Annotated in this window: 15 protein-coding genes, 1 tRNA gene and 1 riboswitch; of the genes, 12 read left to right on the top strand and 4 right to left on the bottom strand. The window is 70.4% G+C overall.

The features are described 5' to 3' along the window. Window positions 1-19: 19 nt before the first annotated feature. The 10 genes from AB4K12_RS16230 (at window position 20) to AB4K12_RS16275 (ending at window position 13064) form a co-directional block, all read left to right on the top strand. A complete protein-coding gene (locus tag AB4K12_RS16230) occupies window positions 20-2200 on the top strand; it encodes a DEAD/DEAH box helicase (protein WP_368434851.1) in 2181 nt (726 codons plus the stop codon). Window positions 2201-2321: 121 nt separating this feature from the next. After that, window positions 2322-2394, top strand: a tRNA-Lys gene (locus tag AB4K12_RS16235). A gap of 272 nt (window positions 2395-2666) precedes the next feature. Next, complete coding sequence (locus AB4K12_RS16240) at window positions 2667-3950, top strand: MFS transporter (protein ID WP_368434852.1); 1284 nt, start codon at window positions 2667-2669, stop codon at window positions 3948-3950. 236 nt (window positions 3951-4186) lie between these two features. Next, window positions 4187-5044 carry a DUF6227 family protein gene (locus tag AB4K12_RS16245; protein ID WP_368434853.1) on the top strand — a complete coding sequence of 286 codons (858 nt, stop codon included), beginning with the start codon at window positions 4187-4189 and terminating at the stop codon, window positions 5042-5044. 209 nt (window positions 5045-5253) lie between these two features. Further along, complete coding sequence (locus AB4K12_RS16250) at window positions 5254-5457, top strand: cold-shock protein (protein WP_086571010.1); 204 nt, start codon at window positions 5254-5256, stop codon at window positions 5455-5457. A 135-nt stretch (window positions 5458-5592) separates the two neighbouring features. Further along, complete coding sequence (locus tag AB4K12_RS16255) at window positions 5593-7272, top strand: DEAD/DEAH box helicase (protein WP_368434854.1); 1680 nt, start codon at window positions 5593-5595, stop codon at window positions 7270-7272. 415 nt (window positions 7273-7687) lie between these two features. After that, window positions 7688-8806, top strand: coding sequence for a PP2C family protein-serine/threonine phosphatase (locus AB4K12_RS16260; RefSeq protein ID WP_368434893.1), 1119 nt, complete (start codon window positions 7688-7690; stop codon window positions 8804-8806). 138 nt (window positions 8807-8944) lie between these two features. Beyond that, a riboswitch (cyclic di-AMP (ydaO/yuaA leader) is annotated at window positions 8945-9084 on the top strand. 10 nt (window positions 9085-9094) lie between these two features. Then, window positions 9095-10423 (top strand): M23 family metallopeptidase, encoded by a 1329-nt coding sequence (locus AB4K12_RS16265; protein WP_368434855.1) that lies wholly within the window; start codon window positions 9095-9097, stop codon window positions 10421-10423. Between the two features lie 170 nt (window positions 10424-10593). Continuing rightward, window positions 10594-12087 (top strand): MFS transporter, encoded by a 1494-nt coding sequence (locus AB4K12_RS16270; protein WP_368434894.1) that lies wholly within the window; start codon window positions 10594-10596, stop codon window positions 12085-12087. A 29-nt stretch (window positions 12088-12116) separates the two neighbouring features. Beyond that, entirely contained in the window at window positions 12117-13064 is a 948-nt protein-coding gene (locus tag AB4K12_RS16275) for an aldo/keto reductase (RefSeq protein WP_368434856.1), read from the top strand. Window positions 13065-13083: 19 nt separating this feature from the next. Here the strand turns inward: AB4K12_RS16275 and AB4K12_RS16280 are convergent, their stop codons facing one another. Next, complete coding sequence (locus AB4K12_RS16280; RefSeq protein WP_368434857.1) at window positions 13084-13380, bottom strand: hypothetical protein; 297 nt, start codon at window positions 13378-13380, stop codon at window positions 13084-13086. A gap of 158 nt (window positions 13381-13538) precedes the next feature. Beyond that, window positions 13539-16679: a DUF3427 domain-containing protein gene (locus AB4K12_RS16285; RefSeq protein WP_368434858.1), complete on the bottom strand. Its 3141-nt coding sequence runs from the start codon at window positions 16677-16679 to the stop codon at window positions 13539-13541. Between the two features lie 159 nt (window positions 16680-16838). Between AB4K12_RS16285 and AB4K12_RS16290 the strand changes: the two genes are divergently transcribed. Then, the gene (locus AB4K12_RS16290) at window positions 16839-17924 is read left to right on the top strand and encodes a DUF3578 domain-containing protein (protein ID WP_368434859.1); all 1086 of its coding nucleotides are present in this window, start codon (window positions 16839-16841) and stop codon (window positions 17922-17924) included. 29 nt (window positions 17925-17953) lie between these two features. Here the strand turns inward: AB4K12_RS16290 and AB4K12_RS16295 are convergent, their stop codons facing one another. Next, window positions 17954-19357: a PrsW family intramembrane metalloprotease gene (locus AB4K12_RS16295; protein WP_368434860.1), complete on the bottom strand. Its 1404-nt coding sequence runs from the start codon at window positions 19355-19357 to the stop codon at window positions 17954-17956. A gap of 88 nt (window positions 19358-19445) precedes the next feature. Continuing rightward, complete coding sequence (trmB, locus tag AB4K12_RS16300) at window positions 19446-20198, bottom strand: tRNA (guanosine(46)-N7)-methyltransferase TrmB (protein ID WP_368434895.1); 753 nt, start codon at window positions 20196-20198, stop codon at window positions 19446-19448. 317 nt (window positions 20199-20515) lie between these two features. Between trmB and AB4K12_RS16305 the strand changes: the two genes are divergently transcribed. Beyond that, window positions 20516-21463, top strand: a complete 948-nt coding sequence (locus tag AB4K12_RS16305) for a family 16 glycosylhydrolase (RefSeq protein WP_368434861.1) — start codon at window positions 20516-20518, stop codon at window positions 21461-21463. Window positions 21464-21511 lie beyond the last annotated feature (48 nt).

A 21511-nucleotide genomic window follows, 5' to 3' on the forward strand; every position in this document is an offset into this window, starting at 1 on the left:
GGAAGGTTTCGCATTTCGCATGTCCATTTCCACTGACACCACCACCATGCCCGAGGCCGACGAGATGATCGTCGAGGCCGCCGCGGAGGTCGTCGAGGCCGCCGCCGAGGCCGCCGAGCCCGCCGAGCCGCAGATCACCTTCGGCGACCTGGGCCTGGACGACGCGATCGTCCGCAAGCTCGCCCAGAACGGCGTGACCACCCCCTTCCCGATCCAGGCCGCGACCATCCCGGACGCCCTGGCCGGCAAGGACATCCTCGGCCGTGGCCGCACCGGCTCCGGCAAGACGCTCTCCTTCGGTCTGCCGCTGCTGTCGACGCTGGCCGGCGGTCACACCGAGAAGAAGCGCCCCCGCGGCCTGATCCTCACCCCGACCCGCGAGCTGGCGATGCAGGTCGCCGACGCCCTTCAGCCGTACGGTGACGTGCTCGGCCTGAAGATGAAGGTCGTCTGCGGCGGTACGTCCATGGGCAACCAGATCTACGCCCTCGAGCGCGGCGTCGACATCCTCGTCGCCACCCCGGGCCGTCTGCGCGACATCATCAACCGCGGTGCCGCGTCCCTCGACAAGGTCCAGGTCGCCGTCCTCGACGAGGCCGACCAGATGGCCGACATGGGCTTCCTGCCCGAGGTCACCGAGATCCTCGACCTGGTGCCGGCCGGTGGCCAGCGCCTGCTGTTCTCCGCCACGCTGGAGAACGAGATCGACACCCTCGTCAAGCGCTACCTGGTCAGCCCGATCACGCACGAGGTCGACCCCTCGGCCGGTGCCGTGTCGACCATGACCCACCACGTCCTCGTCGTGAAGCCGAAGGACAAGGCCCCGGTCACGGCCGCCATCGCCGCCCGCAAGGGCCGCACGATCATCTTCGTCCGCACCCAGATGGGCGCCGACCGCGTGGCCGAGCAGCTGCTCGACTCCGGTGTCCGCGCGGACGCGCTGCACGGCGGCATGACCCAGGGCGCCCGTACCCGCGTCCTTGAGGACTTCAAGGCCGGCTACGTGAACTGCCTGGTCGCCACCGACGTCGCCGCCCGCGGTATCCACGTCGACGGCATCGACCTGGTCCTCAACGTCGACCCCGCCGGCGACCACAAGGACTACCTGCACCGCTCCGGCCGTACGGCCCGCGCCGGCCAGTCCGGCACGGTCGTCTCCCTGGCCCTGCCGCACCAGCGCAAGCAGATCTTCCGTCTGATGGAGGACGCGGGCGTCGACGCCTCGCGCCACATCGTCGGCGGTGCCGGCGCCTTCGACGAGGACGTCGCCAAGATCACCGGCGCTCGCTCCCTCACCGAGGTCCAGGCCGACTCCGCGGCCAACGCCGCCAAGCAGGCCGAGCGCGAGCTGGCCGACCTCAACCGCCAGGTCGAGCGCGCCCAGCGCCGCGCGACCGAGCTCCGCGAGGAGGCCGACCGCCTGCTGGCGCGCGCCGCCCGCGAGCGCGGCGAGGACCCGGAGGCCGCGGTGGCCGCCGCCGCCGAGGAGGCCCAGGCAGAGGCCGCCGCGCAGGAGCAGGAGGCGGCTGTCGCCGCGTCCGTGCCGGCGCAGCAGACCGCGCCCGCGTACGAGCGCCGCGACGAGCGGGGCAACTACGAGCGCCGTGGCAGCAGCGAGCGCGGCGGTTTCCGCCGCGACGACCGTCGTGACGACCGCGGTGGCGACCGTGGCGGCTTCCGCCGCGACGACCGTGGCGGCGACCGCGGTGGTTTCCGTCGTGACGACCGCCCGTCGGGTGGCTTCCGCCGCGATGACCGTCGTGACGACCGTCGTGACGACCGCGGTGGCGACCGTGGCGGCTTCCGCCGCGACGACCGCCCCACCGGTGGCTTCCGCCGCGACGACCGCCCCTCCGGTGGCTTCCGTCGTGACGACCGTGGCACCGACCGCCGTGACGACCGCGGTGGCGACCGTGGCGGCTTCCGCCGCGACGACCGTCGTGACGACCGCCCCACCGGCGGTTTCCGTCGTGACGACCGCCCCTCCGGTGGCTTCCGCCGCGACGACCGTCCGTCCGGTGGCTACCGCTCCGGTGGCGGCGACCGTCCGTTCAACCGCGACCGTCGTGACGACAACCGCCCGTCCGGTGGCTACCGCTCCGGTGGCGGCGACCGTCCCTCCGGTGGTTTCCGTCGTGACGACCGTCCGTCGGGTGGCTTCCGCCGCGACGACAAGCCGCGCTGGAAGCGCAACGGCTGATCCGCACAGCTGAACTGAGGGCCCGTACGGCGCGTTCGTCGCCGTACGGGCCCTCGGCCGTTCAGGAACCCGCCATAAGGACTCGGGCTCCGGCGGTCGGCCGGGCTATGCTGCGGTGTGCGGGCCGTTAGCTCAATTGGCAGAGCAGTGGACTTTTAATCCATTGGTTGTGGGTTCGAGTCCCACACGGCCTACCGCGGAGGCCCAGGTCGGATCCATTCCGGCCTGGGCCTCTTTGGCGTTTCGGGCGGCGTTCGCCGGCCCGGGGGAGGGCCCGCGCCGGAACGGGCGGCGAACGCGGGGACAACGGCCGGGGGTGGGTGGCGGTCATACGCGGCCACGCCACCCGCGCGGGTGGTCGTGGGGGGATTCCGGTCCGCTTTCGTGAGGGTTTGCCGGTGATGGGCCGGTGCGGGCCGCTCTAGGGTGACGGGCCCCGGACCGGAATTGCCGGAGGTAACACGCCATGAGGCATATGCAGCTGCTGCGCTCCAGGCCCGTTCGGGTGCTGTGGCTGTCGATGGCGTTGTCCGTCCTGGGCGACCGGCTCTACGGACTGGCCGCGATGTGGGTGGTGTACGAGTCGACCGGCTCGTCCTCGCTGATGGGGCTGGTGGGCGTCGTCGAGTCGCTGCCGTACATCGTGCTGGGCGCGGCGGGTTCGCTGGTGGCGCGGTTCACCTGCTGGCACTCGCTGGCCAGGGTCGACGCCGGACGCGCGCTGGTCGCCGTGGCGGTGCCGGTGCTGTGGTCGCCGGACCTGCCCGGCTTCCTGGTGTTGCTCGTCCTGGTGCTGCTGCTCGGCTCCCTCAGCGCCGTTTTCGAGCCGAATCTCGGCGCGTTGATTCCTCAGCTCGTGGATCCGGACGAGGTGGAGCAGGTGAGTTGCCTGTTCGACCTGACCTCGCGGGTCGCGGCGGTCGTCGGCCAGGGGAGCGTCGGGGCGCTGCTCGTGCTCGTACCCGAGATCCACCTCTTCGCCATCGACGGCTTCACCTTCGCCGTGTCGGCCGCCGCGCTCGGCTGGCTCGGCCGGCGCAGCGCGCTGGCGTCGGCCGGCATGACGGCGATGCCCGTGCCGGAAGTGCCGGTGACGGAGGTTGCCGTGACGGAGAAGGGCGCGACGGGCATGGGTGGAGCGGCCGGTGTCGGGCGCGCGCCGGTCGTACGCGCCTGGGGCCTGCTGCGCGCGCACCGGGGCGTGGGCGTGGCCATCGCCGTGCACGGCGTGGCCCTGTTCACCGCCGCCGTCTCCACCGTCGGCCTGCCCCCGCTGCTCGTCACCCGCTTCGGCCAGGGCGCCGCCGGCTACGGGCTCTCCCTCGCCGCCACGGCGGCGGGCGGCCTCGGCGGCAACCTCCTCACCGGGCACCTGCCGCCCCGACGGCCCTGGCTGGCCACGTACTGCCTCGCCTGGACGGCGTCCGGGCTGGCCCTGGCCGGGCTGGGCGTCGCCGGCTCCATGACGACGGTGATCGCGCTCTGCGTGACCTCCGGGCTGCTCTTCCCCGTGACGGCCGTGACGTTGCGCGCCCGCCTCCTGTCCTTCGGCACGGCCGAGCGGCTGCGGCTGCTCACGGTCGATCAGACCGCGATCCGTACGGCCGGTACGGCGGGTCTCCTGCTGCTGCCGTTCGCCGTGGACGCGGCCCCGGCGACCGCCTTCGTCGGTGCGGGCCTGCTGCTGTCGGCGGCGGCCCTGCTGGGGTGGTGGCTCGGCGGGCGTACGGACGGCCGGGGTCCGTGTTAGGTCACCTGGACCGCGGCCGGGGTGCTCCGCCCGTTGCGCCGGGCGTTCGGGGGACGCGCCTGCGAGTGGCGTCCGCGTGACGTCCCGGTGGCGTCATCGGGCGGCCGGGGTGGTTCACCCCGCCGCCGCAGGCCTCCCGCCAGTTGGTGAAAACCCCGCCCCGGTGCCGTGTTCGCGCCGCTACGGTAAGTGCGCGGGGTGGGGTTCGGTGTGGCGAGGTCGGGAGGTCGGCAGGCATGGCGCAGACGCGAGCGGGCGGGGGCGAGGGCGAGAGCAGGGGCGGCTGCGGTGAGCCGGGCGGCCCCGGACGCGGTCCGCGGGGCGGCGCGTCCGAGCCGACGCCCGCCGAGCAGGTCGAGGAACTGCTGAAACGGGCCCAGAACGGCTTCGAGATCGCCGAGCGGGTGCTGGAGCGGCTGGGCACGGCGCTCATGCACCAGGCCGAACTGCGCTCGTACCGCCAGCGCAACGACGAGAGCCGCCCACTGCGGTGCAACACCTACCGGCACATCTTCCTGCTGGCGGACGGCAGCAGCCTGCTGCTGTACGAGCTGGAGCACGACACCGGGCCGCAGGAGTGCTTCCTGTACGAGCTGTACGGCGACGAGGACGCCCTCGACGCCGCCGAGCGCCGGGTGCACGACCGGATCGGCGGCGGGGGCATCGGGCCGGGCAGCGAGGCCGAGGAGCTGCCGGCCTGGCTGGCGGAGGAGCTCCTGCTGGCCATGGGGCCGACGCGGCCCCGGAGGGAGTACGTCTCCGAGGCCTCGCCCGACCATGCCCGCAGGCTGCTGCGGCGTGCGGAGAACACGGACGGCCCCGGTGAGGTGGTCCGCGACCTGCTGCGGGGGGCGCTCGGCCATCACATCGCGCTGATCACCAAGCCCAGGCGCCGGGGAGCCGGGCGGGACACCACCTGGTGCCGGTTCTACGAGCACGCGTTCCTGCTGGAGGGCGGCGGCGAGGTCAGCCTCTGGGAGCTGGAGCACAACATGACGACGGACGGCCGGCTCGTGTGTGAGGTGTATCTCGACGAGGCGGAGGCGGAGGTGGCGGCCGACCGGCATGCCCGGGCGCAGGGCGTCGAGTTATAGGGCCGGGCGGGGGTGGGGAGCGAGGGCTTGGGGTGGCGTGATAGTCATGTACGTGCCATCCCTGCGGTTTCCTCGTGCTACGATTGTTCGAGTTGCAGTTGTGGTACCCATGAACTCGTGTGCGCCTCGGCCATGTAGCCGAAGGCGCATTTTTGGTTTCGCCGGTCTTTTTCCGGTTTGGGGCCCATCCCATCACTAAGGAGATAGACATGGCGACCGGCACCGTGAAGTGGTTCAACTCGGAAAAGGGCTTCGGCTTCATCGAGCAGGACGGCGGCGGCCCCGACGTCTTCGCCCACTACTCGAACATCGCCTCCAACGGCTTCCGTGAGCTGTTCGAGGGCCAGAAGGTGTCCTTCGACGTCACGCAGGGCCAGAAGGGCCTGCAGGCGGAGAACATCGTCAACATCTGACGATCACCCGCAGCGCCGTAGCGCGCCGCAGCGCGCCGACGCTTTTGATGGGGCCCGCACCACTGGGTGCGGGCCCCATCGTCGCGTCCGTCCGAACAGGGGGTTTGGCACCCCATTGAGGGAAGGTCCCCCCGCATGACTCGCTCCGCCGCACGCCCCGCTCGTTCCGAGCGCCCCGACCGTTCCGAGCGCTCCTCGCGGCCCGAGCGTTCCGAGCGCTCTCCGCGCTCCGACCGTTCCGAGCGCTCCCCGCGCACGTCCCGCCCCGCCCGCACCCGCGGCGGCGACGGTGGTGGACGCCAGTCCTCCGGCCGCGGCCGGACCGTCGAGCCGCAGGGCGGCGAGTTCGAGACGCCGGTCAGCACGACCCCGGCCCTGCCGCCGGTCGACTCCTTCGCCGAGCTCGAGATGCCCGCCGGCCTCCTCGCCACCCTGACCCGCGAGGGCGTCACCGAGCCCTTCCCGATCCAGGCCGCGACCCTGCCGAACTCGCTGGCCGGCCGGGACGTCCTCGGCCGTGGCCGCACCGGCTCCGGCAAGACCCTGGCCTTCGGCCTCGCGCTGCTCGCCCGTACCGCCGGACGACGTGCCGAGTCGGGCCGTCCGCTCGCGCTCGTCCTCGTCCCCACCCGCGAGCTGGCCCAGCAGGTCACCGACTCGCTCAGCCCGTACGCCACCGCCGTCAACCTCCGGATGGCCACCGTCGTCGGCGGCATGTCCATCGGCCGTCAGGCCCAGACGCTGGCCCGTGGCGCCGAGGTGCTGGTCGCGACGCCCGGACGCCTCGCGGACCTCATCCAGCGCGGTGACTGCAAGCTCGGCGACGTGGCGATCACGGTCCTCGACGAGGCCGACCAGATGGCCGACATGGGCTTCCTGCCGCAGGTCACCCGGCTGCTCGACCAGGTCGCCCCGCAGGGACAGCGGATGCTGTTCAGCGCGACGCTGGACCGCAACGTCGACCGGCTCGTGCGCCGGTTCCTCTCCGACCCGGTCACGCACTCCGTCGACGCCTCCGTCGGCGCGGTCGTCACGATGGACCACCACCTGTTCCACGTCACGGACCAGGACAAGAAGGACTCCGTCACCCGCGTCGCCGCCCGCGCCGGCCGCGTGATCATGTTCGTGGACACCAAGCGCGACGCCGACCGCCTGGTGAAGAAGCTGCTGTCCGAGGGCGTACGCGCCGCCGCGCTGCACGGCGGCAAGAGCCAGCCGCAGCGCAACCGCGTGCTCGACCAGTTCCGCACCGAGCAGGTCACGGCCCTGATCGCGACGAACGTCGCCGCGCGCGGCATCCACATCGACGGTCTCGACCTCGTCGTGAACATCGACCCGCCGACCGACCACAAGGACTACCTGCACCGAGGCGGCCGCACCGCCCGCGCGGGCGAGTCCGGCACGGTCGTCACCTTCGTCCTGCCCGAGCAGCGGCGCGAGATGAGCCGCATGATGGTCACGGCGAAGATCACCCCGAACGTCATCAAGACCTACCCCTCCGACCCGGAGCTCGCCCGCATCACCGGCGCCCGTGAGCCCAGCGGCGTCGCGGTGGTCATCGCGCCGCCGGTCGCCGCCCAGCCGCAGGCCTCCTCCAAGCCGTCCCGCTCGCGCGGCAGCCGTGGCGGCCGCGGCCGTACCCGCACGGAGGGCGGCGGCTCCGGCACCACCTCCGGCGGCGGCTTCCGCGGCCTCGGCGGCGGCAACTCCGAGGGCGGCTCCCGGCGCGCCGGCGGCACCCGCCCCGGCAACGCGGTCGGCGGCCGTCCGCGCCGCAGCGGCGGCGGCGCCGGCGGCGGCCGCGCCTCCCGCTGACACCGGCAGGGTTTGAAACCCGGCACCCGGCCTGAAGCCGGCCGGACCTGAAGCCGACGAGGGCGCGGCGCTTTCACGGCGCCGCGCCCTCGTCGGCTTCACTGCGTCGCACCCTCGACAGGCGCACCCTCGATCGGCCCCTCGATCGGCGCACCCCGCTCGCAGGAGCGCCCGACACCCGCGAGGGTGGACCGGGACGCATGAATCGCTCGGTACGCGCGCGTGCTGCGCGACGTACTGCGCGACATGCCGCGCGACATGCCGCGCGTACGTCGTGTCGGTGAGCGGCGTGTCGGTGAGCGGTGAGTCGGCGAGTCGGGCAGGAGAGCGCACGGTGCGAAAGCGGTGGCGGCGGGAAGGCACCGAAGCGGACCGGCCCTCCGCGCGGGGGCACCAGGCCTCCCGGGCACGCCGGCTGCCGCTCGTGGTCATCGCCGCCGGCGTCCTCTTCGACGTTCTGACGCCCCCCAAGTACTCCTCGGCCCCCTTCTTCGCGTCGGCCCCGCTCATCGCGGCGTCCCTGCTGTCCCCGCGCGGCACTCTTCTCGTCGCGCTCACGGCCCTGGCCGCGATGGTGGGGCTCAGCATCGGCCATCAGGCGCCCGAGACCGGCGAATCCGTGACCGAGGTGGTCACCGTGCTGACCGTCGGCGCCCTCGCCCTCGGCATCAACCACATCGTCCACAGCGGCGACCGGAAGCTGGCCTCCGTACGCGGCATCGCGGAGGCCGCGCAGCGCGCCGTGCTTCCCGCGCCCCCGGCCCGGATCGCCGGCCTGCGCGTCGCCGCCCGCTATGTGGCGGCCCAGGCCGACGCCCGCATCGGGGGCGATCTGTACGCCGTGCAGGACACGCCGCACGGCGTACGCGTCATCGTCGGGGACGTACGGGGCAAGGGGCTCGGCGCGGTGGAGGCGGTCGCGGTGGTGATCGGTGCGTTCCGCGAGGCGGCGGAGCAGGAGCGCACGCTGGAGGGGCTCGCAGCACGACTGGAGCGCGCTTTGCAGAGAGAAGGCGCGCGCCGGGCAAACATCGATCGGACGGAGGGTTTCACCACCGCCGTGCTCGCCGAGGTCCCGCACGGCGGCGGCGCGCTGCGCCTGGTCAACCGCGGCCATCCGCCGCCGCTCCTCGTCTACCCCGACGGCATGATCGGCGAGGCCCGCCCCGCCGTGCCCGCGCTGCCGCTCGGCATGGGGGAGCTGGGCGAGTGGCCGGACCGGGTGGAGGAGTGGGAGTTCCCCGTGGGCGCGACCCTGCTGCTGTTCACCGACGGGGTGAGCGAGGCGCGGGACGCGGGCGGCACCTTCTACGACCCGCGGGGACGCCTGACCGGAAGGCAGTTCAAGAACCCCGACTCGCTCCTGGACACCCTCGTCGCGGACGTCGCCCGGCACGTCGGCGGCCGGACCGACGACGACATGGCCCTGCTCGCCATCCGGCGCGGCGACGGCCGCCACCGCCCCGCCACGGTCACCCACGCGATCAGCCCGGGCACGGCGCGTACGATCCGCGTCCAGCCGGATAACGGCTGACGAACGGTCACGTCCGGCGTATCCCGAACTCACCCCAAGAGGCGGGCGGATTCACGCTTTCGGCTTGGTTTCCGGCCGCCATGTCTATTAACGTTCGATAACGCAGCGCGGACGTTGCAACCGCCGCAAGAGGCGGCACCGCGCCCTTCGCCGAATCCCGTGGATGGAACCGGGGAACCATCAACCTTTGGGGTGAATCGGGCCGTCGAACCGGCCCGTAGGAGACCTTCCTGCTCCGAACCCGTCAGCTAACCCGGTAGGCGAGTCGGAAGGAAAGGAGTGCGCCTCGTGGCGTCCAACAGGCCTGAGCCGGACGGAACTTCGCACGACGGGTACGGCGCGTACGACACGTACGACGCGTCGGGTACGTACGACGCGTCAGGTACGTACGGCACGACTGGCGGCGCGGCCGCCGCCTATCAAACGTACGACGGCCATGACGGATACGGCGGCTACGACGGATACGACGCCGGTCCGCAGTCCTACGCAGACGCCGACGCCGGCGAGCCGGTGAGCGAGTGGAACCCCTCCGAGGACTCGCCGGTGCCCCCGGCCCGCGGCAGACACCGGGTCGTCAAGCAGCGCGGCGGCACGATGGCCCGCAGCGGCGCGGTGCTGGGCGTGGGCATGATCGCGGCGGTGGGGGCGGGCGGCATGGCGAGCGCCCAGGACCGGCCGGCGGCGCCGATATCCGTGCCGGAACTGGCCCAGAAGATCCCGGGCGTCGGCACGCTGATGACCGATGGCGAGAAGGCCGAGGGCGGCACGGCCGAGGACATGACGTCGGCCGCGGTGGCTTCGACGGCCTCGACGGCCTCGACGTCCGGGGGGTCCGCCGAGGTCGCGCCGGAGCCCGCGCACAGCGCCGCCGACGCGGGCGAGGTGCTGCGGGCCCGCATCCTCCAGCAGGCCGAGCGTCAACAGGGCCTCGCGGACGACGCGGCGCGCGAGAGCGAGGAGCGGGCGGCGGCCGAGTCGACGCGCAAGGTGGCCGCGGAGAAGGTGGAGGCCCACGAGGCCCACGTGACACAAGAAGCGCAAGAGGCGGAGCAGGCCGGGAAGGCCGAGAAGGCGGCACAGGCCGCTCAGGCGGTGCGGCCCGGGACGCCGAAGGCCGGCTCGGGACGCGCCGAGGCGGGCCAGGAGGCCGTCGGCGCGGCGGCCGGGGGCCAGGAGAGCGCCCGGCGGGCCGCCCGGGGCACCACCCGAACGACGCCCGTCCGTTCGTACGTCCTCCCCGTCAGCTCGTACACCCTCACCGCCGGCTTCGGCCAGGCCGGCGACATGTGGTCCGCCAACCACACCGGCGAGGACTTCGCCGCTCCGACCGGTACGCCGGTGAAGGCGGTCGGCGGCGGCACGGTCACCCAGGCCGGCTGGGCGGGGCCGTACGGCTACCGGATCGTCCTGACCCTCGATGACGGCACCCAGATCTGGTACTGCCACCTGTCGTCGATGGTCGTGACGTCGGGCAAGGTCGGCGCCGGCACGGTCATCGGGCGGGTGGGGGCGACCGGCAATGTGACCGGTGCGCATCTGCATCTCGAGGTGCGGCCGGGCGGCGGTTCGCCCATCGACCCGCTGTCGTGGCTGCGGGGCAGGGGCCTGCGGCCGTAGGGGGACGCGGTCATAGGGGGCGCGGTCATTAGGGGCGCGGTCATAGGGAGCCGGGGGACGCTCCGTAGGCGGCCGTGCGGACCGCCGCGATCGCGGCGGTCCGCAACCGTAGCGGGGCACCTGGGTTACAGCCGTCGAATATCCCATTTGGTGGGAATGTTCTGCTGCTGATCGGGAAATCAGAGCATGTGACGACGACCGCGACAACGATCACCACGTCGGTGCCTGGGCGCCTGGACCGCCTTCCCTGGTCCCGGTGGCACTGGACTGTGGTGATCGGTCTCGGCACGGTATGGATCCTGGACGGCCTGGAGGTGACGGTCGTCGGGAACATCGCCGGCCGGCTCTCCGAGCAGGGCAGCGGCCTGCCGATCACCTCGGGCGGGGTGACGGGCCTGGCCGCGGCCCTCTATGTGGCGGGAGCGTGTTCCGGCGCGCTCTTCTTCGGCCGGCTGACGGACCTCTTCGGCCGCAAGAGGCTCTTCATGGTCACGCTCGCCGTCTATCTGGGCGCCACGGCGATGACCGCGCTCTCGTACTCGTCCTGGTGGTTCTTCGCGTTCCGCTTCATGACGGGCTTCGGCATCGGCGGCGAGTACGCGGCCATCAACTCCGCCATCGACGAGCTGATCCCGGCCGTCTACCGGGGCCGGGTCGACCTGATCATCAACGGCAGCTTCTGGCTCGGCGCCATCGCGGGCTCGTTGCTGTCGATCCTCATGCTCGACACGAGCATCTTCCCCAAGGGCCTGGGCTGGCGGCTGACCTTCGGGCTGGGCGTCATCCTGGGGCTGGTGATCCTGCTCGTACGGCGCCATGTGCCGGAAAGTCCGCGCTGGCTGTTCATCCACGGCCGCGCCAAGGAAGCCGAAGAACTGGTGACGTCGATCGAGAAGCGCGTCGCCAAGGAGAAGGGCACCGAGCTGCCACCCCCCAAGGGCAGCATCACCATCCGCCAGCGCGAGAGCTTCGGCTTCCGGGACATCGCGCTCACGGTCTTCTCCGACTACCGGCGCCGGGCCGCCCTGGGACTCGCCCTCTTCGTCGGGCAGTCGTTCCTCTACAACGCCATCACCTTCGGTTTCGGCGCCATCCTCACCCGTTTCTTCGGCGTCTCGACCTCCCGCACCGGCTATTACTTCGCCGTCATAGCGGTGGGCAACTTCCTCGGCCCGCTGCTCCTCGGCAAGCTGTTCGACACCGTCGGCCGGCGCATCATGATCTCGTCGACCTATCTGCTGGCCGGGGTCCTGCTCTTCGGCACGGCCTGGCTCTTCGGCGCCGGCCTGCTGAACGCCGTCACCCTCACCGCCTGCTGGGCCGTCGTGCTCTTCTTCGCCTCGGCGGGCGCGAGCAGCGCGTACCTGACGGTCTCCGAGATCTTCCCGATGGAGACCCGGGCCATGGCCATCGCCTTCTTCTACGCGGTGGGCACGGCGGCGGGCGGCATCAGCGGCCCCCTGCTCTTCTCCGCCCTGACCCAGAGCGGAGTCGTCGGCGACACGGTCCTGGCCTTCTCGATCGGCGCGGCGCTGATGTGCGTGGGTGGAGTGGTGGCCGCCATCCTGGCCGTACGCGCCGAGGGCCGCTCCCTCGAGGACATCGCGGCACCCCTTTCCGTCCACCCTCCCGAGCCCCTGCCGGCGCCCGCACCCGCGGAATAACTACCTGCGCAGGGGAGTTGACGCATCGCATGGCTGACAACACTCCCCGTAAGATCGGCAGTCTTTCCGTCCACCCCCTGGCCCTCGGCGGCAACGTCTTCGGCTGGACCGCCGACGAGAAGCAGTCCTTCGCCGTCCTCGACGCGTACGCGGAAGCGGGCGGTGATTTCATCGACACGGCAGACGTCTATTCGGCCTGGGCGCCCGGAAACCAGGGCGGTGAATCCGAGACCGTCATCGGCGACTGGATCGCCGCCCGCCGCAACCGCGACGCCGTCGTCGTGGCCACCAAGGTCGGCCACGGCGTCCCGGCACACCGCGGCCTGAAGCCGGCCGTGATCAGGGCGGACGTCGAGGCCTCCCTGCGCCGCCTGCGCACGGACTACATCGACCTCTACTACACCCACGTCGACGACACCTCGGTGCCGGTCGAGGACATCATCACGACGCTGGACGGCCTGGTGAAGGAGGGCAAGGTCCGCGAGATCGGCGCCTCCAACATCACGGCCGAGCGTCTGCGGGCCTCCCTTGACTTCTCGGCCGCCTCCGGCCTGGCGAAGTACGTCGCGATCCAGCCCCACTACAACCTGGTCTCCCGCGACACCTACGAGGGCGACCTGGCCGCCGTCGCCGCCGAGCACGGCCTGGCCGCCGTCCCGTACTTCGCCCTGGCCTCGGGCTTCCTCACCGGCAAGTACCGCCCCGGCACCACGGTCGACAGCGCCCGCGCGGGCGGCGCCCAGAAGTACCTGGAGTCGGAGCGGGGCCCCCGCGTCCTCGCCGCCCTGGACGAGGTCGCGGCGGCCCACGGCGCCGAGCCCGCCACGGTCGCCCTGGCCTGGCTCGCCGCCCAGCCGACGGTCTCCACCCCCCTGGCCAGCGCCCGCACGGTGGACCAGCTCCCGCCCCTGCTGGCGGTCGCGGACCTGAAGCTGACGGAGTCCGACCTGACCAAGCTCACCGACGCCTCGGCGTAAGGCGTGGGAGCGGCGCTGCTCAGGCGCGCCGCTCCACGGCCCACGAGGCAAGCGCGACGGCCCCGGCCACCCCGAACACGGACGGCCAGGCCCCCACCTTCTTCGCCAGCGGGTGCGACCCGGCGAAGGCGGCGACGTACGCCCCGGTCAACGCGGCGGCGGCACCATTCCCGGCCGAGTCCTTCCACTGCCGAGCCGCCACCGCCCCGGCGGCGGCCAGCACCACCCCACCGAGCGGCCGCTTCTTGGTCCACCGCGCCACGCCATAACCCCCGACGAGCCCGGCGGCGGCGACCACGGACGTAGGAACCTTCATCGCTGCTGCCACTGCTGCAACCTCCCCGTAGAAACCTGATCCTTCCCGAGGCTAACGCGCCCCTTCCCGCTGCCGCGTGCGGGCCAAACCGGACGCAGCGAGGTCGCATCAGGCAGGCTGGGCTTGCCGCTCACTCCGCCGCTGTGGGTAGTCCCGCCTCACCCCGCAGCAATGGTCGAGTAGGTCCATACATCAGCCGGCATCTCGTGCTTGAGCTTCCAGACGATGCCCATGGGATTGCTTCCCTTGTGCGACACGTACTCGGCCGGGCCGAGCAGCATCCACGGCTGAGCTCCACCAATGTCGTTCTTCTTGTACCGGCGCACGAACAAGAAGACGTCAGAGCCAGTCGCCTGATGAGTCTGGTAGCGCACACCCGTAGGTGAGGTGCTGGAGGTCTGGTTTTGGGACTCCCAGTGGAAGAGCTCAGAGCTCATCGCATAGTCCCTGTAGCGCGTTTCAGGAGAGAAGTCTTTTGCGTCCTTCTCGAGGGTGATCAGCAGCGCGTCGATCTTTGTGCTCTCGCACCACTTAACGCCTTCACGGAAGTGTCCGGGGAGGGAGCCGCCCACGCTGGCTTGCCCCAATGCAGGGAGAATCTCCTCTCGGCTGTAGGAAGCGTGGACAGTGAGAGGGATGCCGGCATGAGGCCCCAGCAGCGCTATGGGTAGGTGCTCGGTGTGCTCCAAGTTGTAGCTGAGCACCTGCCGCAGCTCGCTCCGGAACGCGGTTTGTTCGGCCAAGCTGTTGAAGCCCTGGGCATATGAATCAAACCCGCCGCCGAGGGGCCACAGGCTGAAGAACAGCATGCGGGCGTACGCCTGTTCGTGCTCGTCGAGGGCCTCGTACGTTGGGGCCTGATCTTCCAGCATCCGGCTGTAGGCCGCTACCCGAGACGGATCATCGACGTGAAGGAAGGCGGAGACTCGCTTCAGCAGCGCCTCTTCACCTTCCGGGCCGGTTTGCGGAAGGAGGCCAGTCCTACGCAGCAGGCGTGTCCATGAGTTGTTGGAGCGGTACAGCTCCTTGAGCTCACGTTGGCTCTCCCGCAGGTAGTCCGCCAGCTTCGGTTCCGCGTAGGAGGCAACCTCCCGAGCCAGCTGTGTGACGTTAACGTTGAGCTGGCACTTGATGTTGTCGAGGATGCGCTCCTTCGACTTCCGGTCCAGCACGATCTGGCAGCCGGAGGGAAGCAAAGGGAAGTCCTGCTCCACGCTGTCGAGCAGACGCTTCCGAGTGAGATTGGTGAGTGCCCGAAACTGCTCTTCGAAGCGAAACTCCTTGCGGTGCTGACCGATGAAGTCGAGCACGGTCAGTACGGCCTTGTCGGCGGTACGCCGGAGGCCGCGGCCGAGTTGCTGAAGGAAGACCGTAGCGCTGGAGGTGGGCCGTAGTAGGAGCAGCGTGTCCACGTCCGGGATGTCGAGCCCCTCGTTGAAGAGATCGACGGAGAAGAGGACCTGGATCTTCCCGTCCCGCAGGTCAGCCAGTGCCTGCGCGCGCTCGACGGTGGGGGTGGTCCCGTCCAGGGCCTTGGTGTTCAACCCAGCCTGTCGGAAGAACTCGGCCATGAATCGGGCATGAGCCACCGATACACAGAAGCCCAGGGCACGCATTGAGCCCGGGTCAGCGATCTTTTCCTGGATGGCCTTGACTATCAGTCGAGCGCGGGCGTGGTTCCCGGTGAAGAGTTTGTCTAGTTCCCCACTGTCGTAAGTGCCGCGCTTCCATGTGAGGCCTTCCAAGTCCACGTTGTCGGCAATGCCGAAGTAGTGGAAGGGGCTGAGCAGGTCGTTCTCCAAAGCTTCCCAGAGCCGCATCTCGGCCGCAATATGGCCATCGAAAAACTCTTCTTGAACGTTGCGTCCGTCCATGCGCTCCGGGGTTGCGGTAAGACCGAGGAGCTCAGTCGGCTTGAAGTGGTCGATGATGCGCCGGTACGTGGGTGACACGCCATGGTGAAACTCATCGATGACAATCACATCAAAGTGATCTGGGGCAAGGCTGGCGAGCGACCGAGCATTGAGGGACTGAACGCTGGCGAAGACATGGGTCCAGTAATCCGGCACCTCGCCCCCGACAAACAGCTCTCCGAAGTTCGCGTCATTCAGCACGTCCTGGTAGGTACGCAGCGACTGTTTCAGGATCTCCTGTCGGTGAGCAACGAAGAGGAGCTTGAGTTCGCGATCCTGGTATTTCCTTTTGAGCTCCCGGTAGTCGAGTGCGGCCATCACCGTCTTGCCGGTACCAGTCGCCGCGACAAGGAGGTTCCGGTGCCGGTCGTGGACGTCACGCTCGATCTGGAGCTGCTCCAGCATGTCCCTCTGATGGGCGTATGGCCGCACTTCAAGCCCCGACAGGCTGATGGTTCGGGTGTCGCCCCTGTGTTTCCCTCCAGCTTGCTCGAGCGCGGCGTCCAACCGGCCGGCATCCACGTCGGGGTCGTAAGTCTCAAAGGCGGGCTCACTCCAGTAGGAGTCGAAGGTCGCCTCGAACTTGCGGAGAACAGCGGGGGTGGCCACAGAAGACAGCCTGACGTTCCACTCCAGACCGTCCAGGAGGGCTGCCCGGGAGAGATTGGAGCTACCGACGTAAGCGGTGTCGTACTCGCTGTTTCTCCGGAAGAGCCAGGCCTTTGCGTGGAGCCGGGTGGACCGCAGTTCGTAGTTGACCTTGACCTCGGCGTTGAACTCCCTGACCAACCGGTCCAGAGCCTTGCGTTCCGTGGCTCCGATGTACGTAGTCGTGATGACGCGGATGGGGACTCCGCGAGCGGCAGCGCCCTTGAGCGATTCTTCGAGTACGCGCAGGCCGTGCCACTTCACGAATGCGCAGAGCAGGTCAACGCGGTCGGCAGTGGCCAGCTCGGCGCGCAGCTCGAAGCCGAGGTTGGGGTCTTCTGGTGAGTTGGTGAGGAGCGCCGTATCTGAGAGTGGCGTCGCGGGACGTATGGCGTACGCGCCAGGGGCCTCCTGCTTGACGATGGCCAGCAGGTGACGCGGCCCGTCCGCGATCATCTCAACCCACTGCTTGGCTCCGTCAAGAGTGCTCATGGACTCGAGAACGTGGTTCGCCGCCGGGACCTGATCAGTTGAGGGCAACCCGGCAAGGATCTGCTGGACCGTATGGGCGATGTGGCGTGCGAGCACGCGCGAGGTGGACTGCTCGCCGATCTGCTGGTCGATGGCTGTCCAACCGTTGGCGTGCAAGTGCTGCAAATGCCCCTCAAGGCGGGAGGTGATCAGCCGCTCGTACAGGCCCGGTACGGGAGTTGCATGGTCTGTGAAGTGCTGGCTCATGGTGTGCCCCCTCATCGCCCCAACCGATGGTGATGTTCTACCAGCGGGGTGTGACAGCAGGCCGGACGGTACTTCGGGCACGCAGGCATGCACGCACAGGCCTGTCTGAAAATGATCGAGGTGTGCCGCATATTGATCACTTCTCAGTAATGTCTGCTTATGGACATCCGTGACCTGCTCGAAGAGATAGCCGCGACCTATAAACAGCATCTAGGGACCGGGGGCGGGGTCTACGCCCAGGACCTCCTACGGCAAGTGCCCTCGTTGGTTGCCCAAGCCGTCCCGGGCGGCTTTGAGGCGCGGGGCTATGGAGGGAAGGGTGGGGCCGCGCACACGCCCTGGATCGGAGTGTTTGATCCAGGGATCACCAAAGACCCCAAGGAAGGCCTCTACCTGGCCTATATCTTCGCCGCAGACCTCAAGTCCGTGACCCTCACGCTGCAGCAGGGCGTAACGAAGCTCGCAGGTTCCTATGGGGACGGCCAGAAGCTCCGCGACTACCTCAGCTTCCGAGCGGAGAAGCTGCTTGGTGGCCTCCCGGCGGAGCTCGTAGCCGACTGGTCCGTGAGCCCGGCCTTCAACTGCAAGGTGGATCGACCGCGGGCGTACGAAGCGGGCAGCGTTGTCGCGCGACGTTACGAGTTGAGCGCCCTGCCGACCGAGGCCGAATTGCGCGAGGACCTTTGGTACCTCGTGGAGATCTTGCAGCTGGCTGCGGATGTCGAAAAGGGCGTTTCGGTTGAACAGGCCCCTGAAGGGTTCGTGGCGAACTATGTGCCAACCAAGCACACGGGCCACAAGGGCCTTGAGGGCTTCAAGCCCAAGGACGGTAGCGACTACATCGCCCATATCGCTGAGCGGACGATCGCTAAGTCACGCAGCCATGAGGTTCTGATTGAGCAGTTTGGGCCCTACGTCGAAGCGCGTGGGTTCGTGCCCATCACGAAGAAGCAGCACCCCAAGGACCTTGTGCTTCGGCAGGATGGCGTGGAGTGGCTGGTGGAGGCCAAAACCATCAAGAAGCACAGCGCCGCCTCGGCTGTACGCGAGGCCGTGGGGCAGCTCTTCGAGTACAGCCACTTCTTGTACGAGCAGACGTCGAAGCCCCATCTCCTTGCGCTGTTCACTGAGGACATCAAGGCCTTTGTCCCTTACCTGGAAGGACTGGGCATTGCGTCTGTCTGGAGCACCCCTGAGGGCTGGGCGGGGTCGCCGTCGGCCGCTTCCTGGGGCCTGGTCGACTGACAGAAACGAAGAAGGCCTGCGTGCCTTCCTCAGCGCTGCTGCCCCGGTGCCTGGGGCCACGGCCCCGGCCCCGGCCCCTGCGGCATCGCCGGGGGTGCGCCCCAGCCCTGTGCCGGGATCGGCATCGGCATCGGCATGGGCATCGGCCCCCCGAACGGCGTCGCCCCCACCATCGGCCCCCCGAACGGCTGGGGCACGACCGCCGTGGCCTGGGCCAGGGCCGGCTGGGCCGTCGTCTTGCGCTGCCACAGGTGGTGCAGGAGCTCCTGCTCCCGGGCGGTGAAGTTGGGGTCGGGGGTGCCGCGGTGGGCGCGGTGGCGGAGGAAGGCCAGGGAGGTGGCGAAGGAGATGTACTCGGCGACGGTGCGGGCCGCGGCCGGGCCGCCGGTGCGGCGGGCCACGTCGCGGGCTATGCCGCGGGCGCGCATGGAGGAGAGGGCGAGGGGCTCGGGCGGGGTGAGCCAGCCGGCGGCCTGGTAGGCGGGGAGGTGGGCCTGGATGATGCGGAGCTCGTTCTGGCGGGACCAGATGGTCAGCCAGGTCAGGAGGGCGAAGACCGGGACCATGAAGAGGGCGTAGACGGCCAGGAAGCCGAGGCCGCCCAGGCTCGCCGAGCCGTTCCACAGGCCGTGCAGGAGCATGGCGGTCAGGAGGGCGATGACGGGTACGAGCACGCGCAGGACGCGGCGCCGCGGTGCCAGCGTCGCGGCCAGGCCGAAGCCGAGGCCGGTCATCGCGGTGAAGAGCGGGTGCGCGAAGGGCGACATCAGCACGCGGATGAAGAAGGTGGCCGCCGTCGTGGAGTGCAGGCCCGAGTAGCCGAAGCTCTGGTCGGAGGCGAAGGCGTTGCCGAGGTAGAGGATGTTCTCCGTGAAGGCGAAGCCGGTCGCCGTGACGCCGGCGACGACCACGCCGTCGACGATGCCGTTGAAGTCCCGCCTGCGGAAGAGGTAGAGCAGGAGGACGGCCGCGGCCTTGCCGCTCTCCTCGACCACCGGCGCGACGAAGGTGGCGCCGACGCTCGAGGCGTCGCCGCGCTCGGAGAAGTCGATCGTGGTGACGAGCCACTTCGTGGCGATGCCGTTGGCCAGCAGGGCCACGAGCGTGGCCGCGCAGGCGCCCCAGGCGAAGGCGAAGATCAGGTTCCGCCAGGGCTTCGGGTCGACCCGGTCCATCCAGCGGAACGCGGCTATGAGCAGCGGTACGGGCAGTACGGCCAGCCCCAGCCCGACCAGGAAGCCCTCGGTGCCGGTCTGCTCGCGCACGAGCGCGAGGATGATCAGACCGCAGAGGGCGAGCAGCAGGAACAGTCCGCCGACGCGTACTGCCTTGTTGTCCCAGAGCGTGTCCCACAGCGCGCGGCGCGGCTTGTAGTGGGCGAACGCCGGAGGGGGCGGGGGCTGCTGGTGGGGCGCGGTGGCGGACTCATGCACGCGTCGACCCTAACCAAGCCCCGCCCGGTGCAGTGACCGTTTTCCGGCCCGGGCGGGGTGGGGCCGCCGGCGTGCTCCCGCCGGGTTCCTACTGGTGCGCGCGGCGACGGAACAGCAGGTCGTGCACCACGTGCCCCTTGTCCAGGCCCTGACCCTCGAACCGGGTCAGCGGGCGGAACTCCGGGCGCGGGGCGTAGCCGCCGTCGGCCTGGGTGTTCTCGAAGTCCGGGCTGGCCGAGAGCACCTCGAGCATCTGCTCGGCGTACGGCTCCCAGTCCGTCGCGCAGTGCAGCAGGGCGCCGGGCGCCAGGCGGGTGGCGGCGAGCGCCAGGAACTCCGGCTGGATCAGGCGGCGCTTGTGGTGGCGCTTCTTGGGCCAGGGGTCCGGGAAGTAGACGCGGAGGCCGGCGAGGGAGTCGGGGGTGAGCATCTCGCGCAGCAGGATGATCGCGTCGCCGTTGGCCACCCGGACGTTGCTCAGGCCGTTCTGCTCGGCGAGGTTGAGCAGGTTGCCCTGGCCGGGGGTGTGCACGTCGCAGCCGAGGATGCCGGTGCCGGGGTCGGCGGCCGCCATCTTGGCCGTCGCCTCGCCCATGCCGAAGCCGATCTCCAGGACGACGGGCAGCTCGGGGTCGCCGAAGAGCTCGCCGAGGTCCAGCTTGCTCAGTCCGTCGATGTCCAGGCCCCACTTCGGCCACAGGCGGCGCAGAGCTTCGCCCTGCCCGGTCGTGACGCGGCTGCGGCGCGGCTGGAACGAGCGGATGCGGCGCTCGTGGTGCGAACCCGCGGGGTCCGGGGCCGGGCCGTCGGGGAACATCGGTTCCCGCCGGGCGCGGGGCATGGCCGGGCCTGCGGCGGGAGCGGCGGGGGCGGGGGAGGTGTGGTTCTCGGACACAGTTCCCCAAGTCTACGGGCGCCCGGGCCGTCCCCGGAGGGCTGAGGGAAGCGGCGGCCGTCACACCGTTTCGCCCCTCGTGACGCCGCATGACGCCGGCCTGGACAGCCGATCATGCGCTCAGCCGATCGTGTGATCAATCGTGCCGGTGGCGTGGCGACGTCCCTGCCTCGGCCGCAGCCCCTCTTACGCTCCTCGTGGCCCGGCCCACCAGGGCGGAGAACCCTCCCCCTCTTCCTCCGACGGAACCCCCGGAACCCCTCATGCGACTGCGCCTCCCCTCCCTGACCGTGGCGATCACCGCAGCCATCGCCGTCCTCACGCTCGCCGGCACGGGCTGCGGCCCGACCCACTCCGCTGACGACGTCCGCGACGACGACGCCGCGCCGCGCAAGCGCGCGGCCTCCGTCGCTCGCGCCGCCCACGAAGCCCGCGACGACCGGAGCGACCAGGACAGGTGGAAGCTCGTCTGGTCCGACGAGTTCCACGGCCCCGCCCGCCGCGGCCCGGACCGCACCAAATGGGGCTTCGAACTGGGCGGGGAGCCCAAGTGGGGCAACCACGAGTGGCAGTACTACACCGACCGCCCCTCCAACGCCTCGCTCGACGGCCGCGGCAACCTCGCCATCACCGCCCGCCACGAACGGCTGCGCGGCATGAGATGCGGCGTCGGGCCCTGCGACATCACCTCCGCGCGGCTGACGACCAAGGGGAGGTTCGCCCGCGCCTACGGCCGCTTCGAGGCCCGCATCAAGATCCCCAGGGGGCAGGGGCTGTGGCCCGCCTTCTGGATGCTCGGTGCGAACGCCGACAAGGTCGCCTGGCCCGCCAACGGCGAGATCGACGTCATGGAGGCGCTCGGCAGGGAGCCCGGTACGGCCCACGGCGCCATCCACGGCCCCGGCTACGTCGTCCAGGGCCTCGAACGGCACACCGAGCTGCCCAGGGGAGCCAGCCTGGCCGACGGCTTCCACACGTACCGCGTCGACTGGACCCCGGACAAGGTCACCTGGTACCTCGACGGCGCGACCTACGGGAACGCGAGCAAGAACCAGCTGCGGCGCGGCCAGAGGTGGGTCTTCGACCACCCGCACTACCTGCTGCTCAACCTCGCGGTCGGCGGCGACTGGCCCGGACCGCCCGACCGCTCCACGCCCTTCCCCGCCCGGATGCTCGTCGACTACGTACGGGCGTACGAGCCCCGGCGCTGACCCGCGGGGTCCGCGGCCTGGCCACCACCTGCCACGCCGACTCCCGCC

The sequence above is a fragment of the Streptomyces sp. C36 genome (assembly GCF_040932295.1).
Classification (GTDB): Bacteria; Actinomycetota; Actinomycetes; order Streptomycetales; family Streptomycetaceae; genus Streptomyces; species Streptomyces triculaminicus.

Coding starts and splice junctions, on each gene's coding strand:
- AB4K12_RS16230 (WP_368434851.1), top strand. CDS start 20: ATGTCCATTTCCACTGACACCACCACCATGCCCGAGGCCGACGAGATG.
- AB4K12_RS16255 (WP_368434854.1), top strand. CDS start 5,593: ATGACTCGCTCCGCCGCACGCCCCGCTCGTTCCGAGCGCCCCGACCGT.
- AB4K12_RS16275 (WP_368434856.1), top strand. CDS start 12,117: ATGGCTGACAACACTCCCCGTAAGATCGGCAGTCTTTCCGTCCACCCC.
- AB4K12_RS16250 (WP_086571010.1), top strand. CDS start 5,254: ATGGCGACCGGCACCGTGAAGTGGTTCAACTCGGAAAAGGGCTTCGGC.
- AB4K12_RS16305 (WP_368434861.1), top strand. CDS start 20,516: ATGCGACTGCGCCTCCCCTCCCTGACCGTGGCGATCACCGCAGCCATC.
- trmB (WP_368434895.1), bottom strand. CDS start 20,198: ATGCCCCGCGCCCGGCGGGAACCGATGTTCCCCGACGGCCCGGCCCCG.
- AB4K12_RS16240 (WP_368434852.1), top strand. CDS start 2,667: ATGAGGCATATGCAGCTGCTGCGCTCCAGGCCCGTTCGGGTGCTGTGG.
- AB4K12_RS16290 (WP_368434859.1), top strand. CDS start 16,839: ATGGACATCCGTGACCTGCTCGAAGAGATAGCCGCGACCTATAAACAG.
- AB4K12_RS16280 (WP_368434857.1), bottom strand. CDS start 13,380: ATGAAGGTTCCTACGTCCGTGGTCGCCGCCGCCGGGCTCGTCGGGGGT.
- AB4K12_RS16285 (WP_368434858.1), bottom strand. CDS start 16,679: ATGAGCCAGCACTTCACAGACCATGCAACTCCCGTACCGGGCCTGTAC.
- AB4K12_RS16245 (WP_368434853.1), top strand. CDS start 4,187: ATGGCGCAGACGCGAGCGGGCGGGGGCGAGGGCGAGAGCAGGGGCGGC.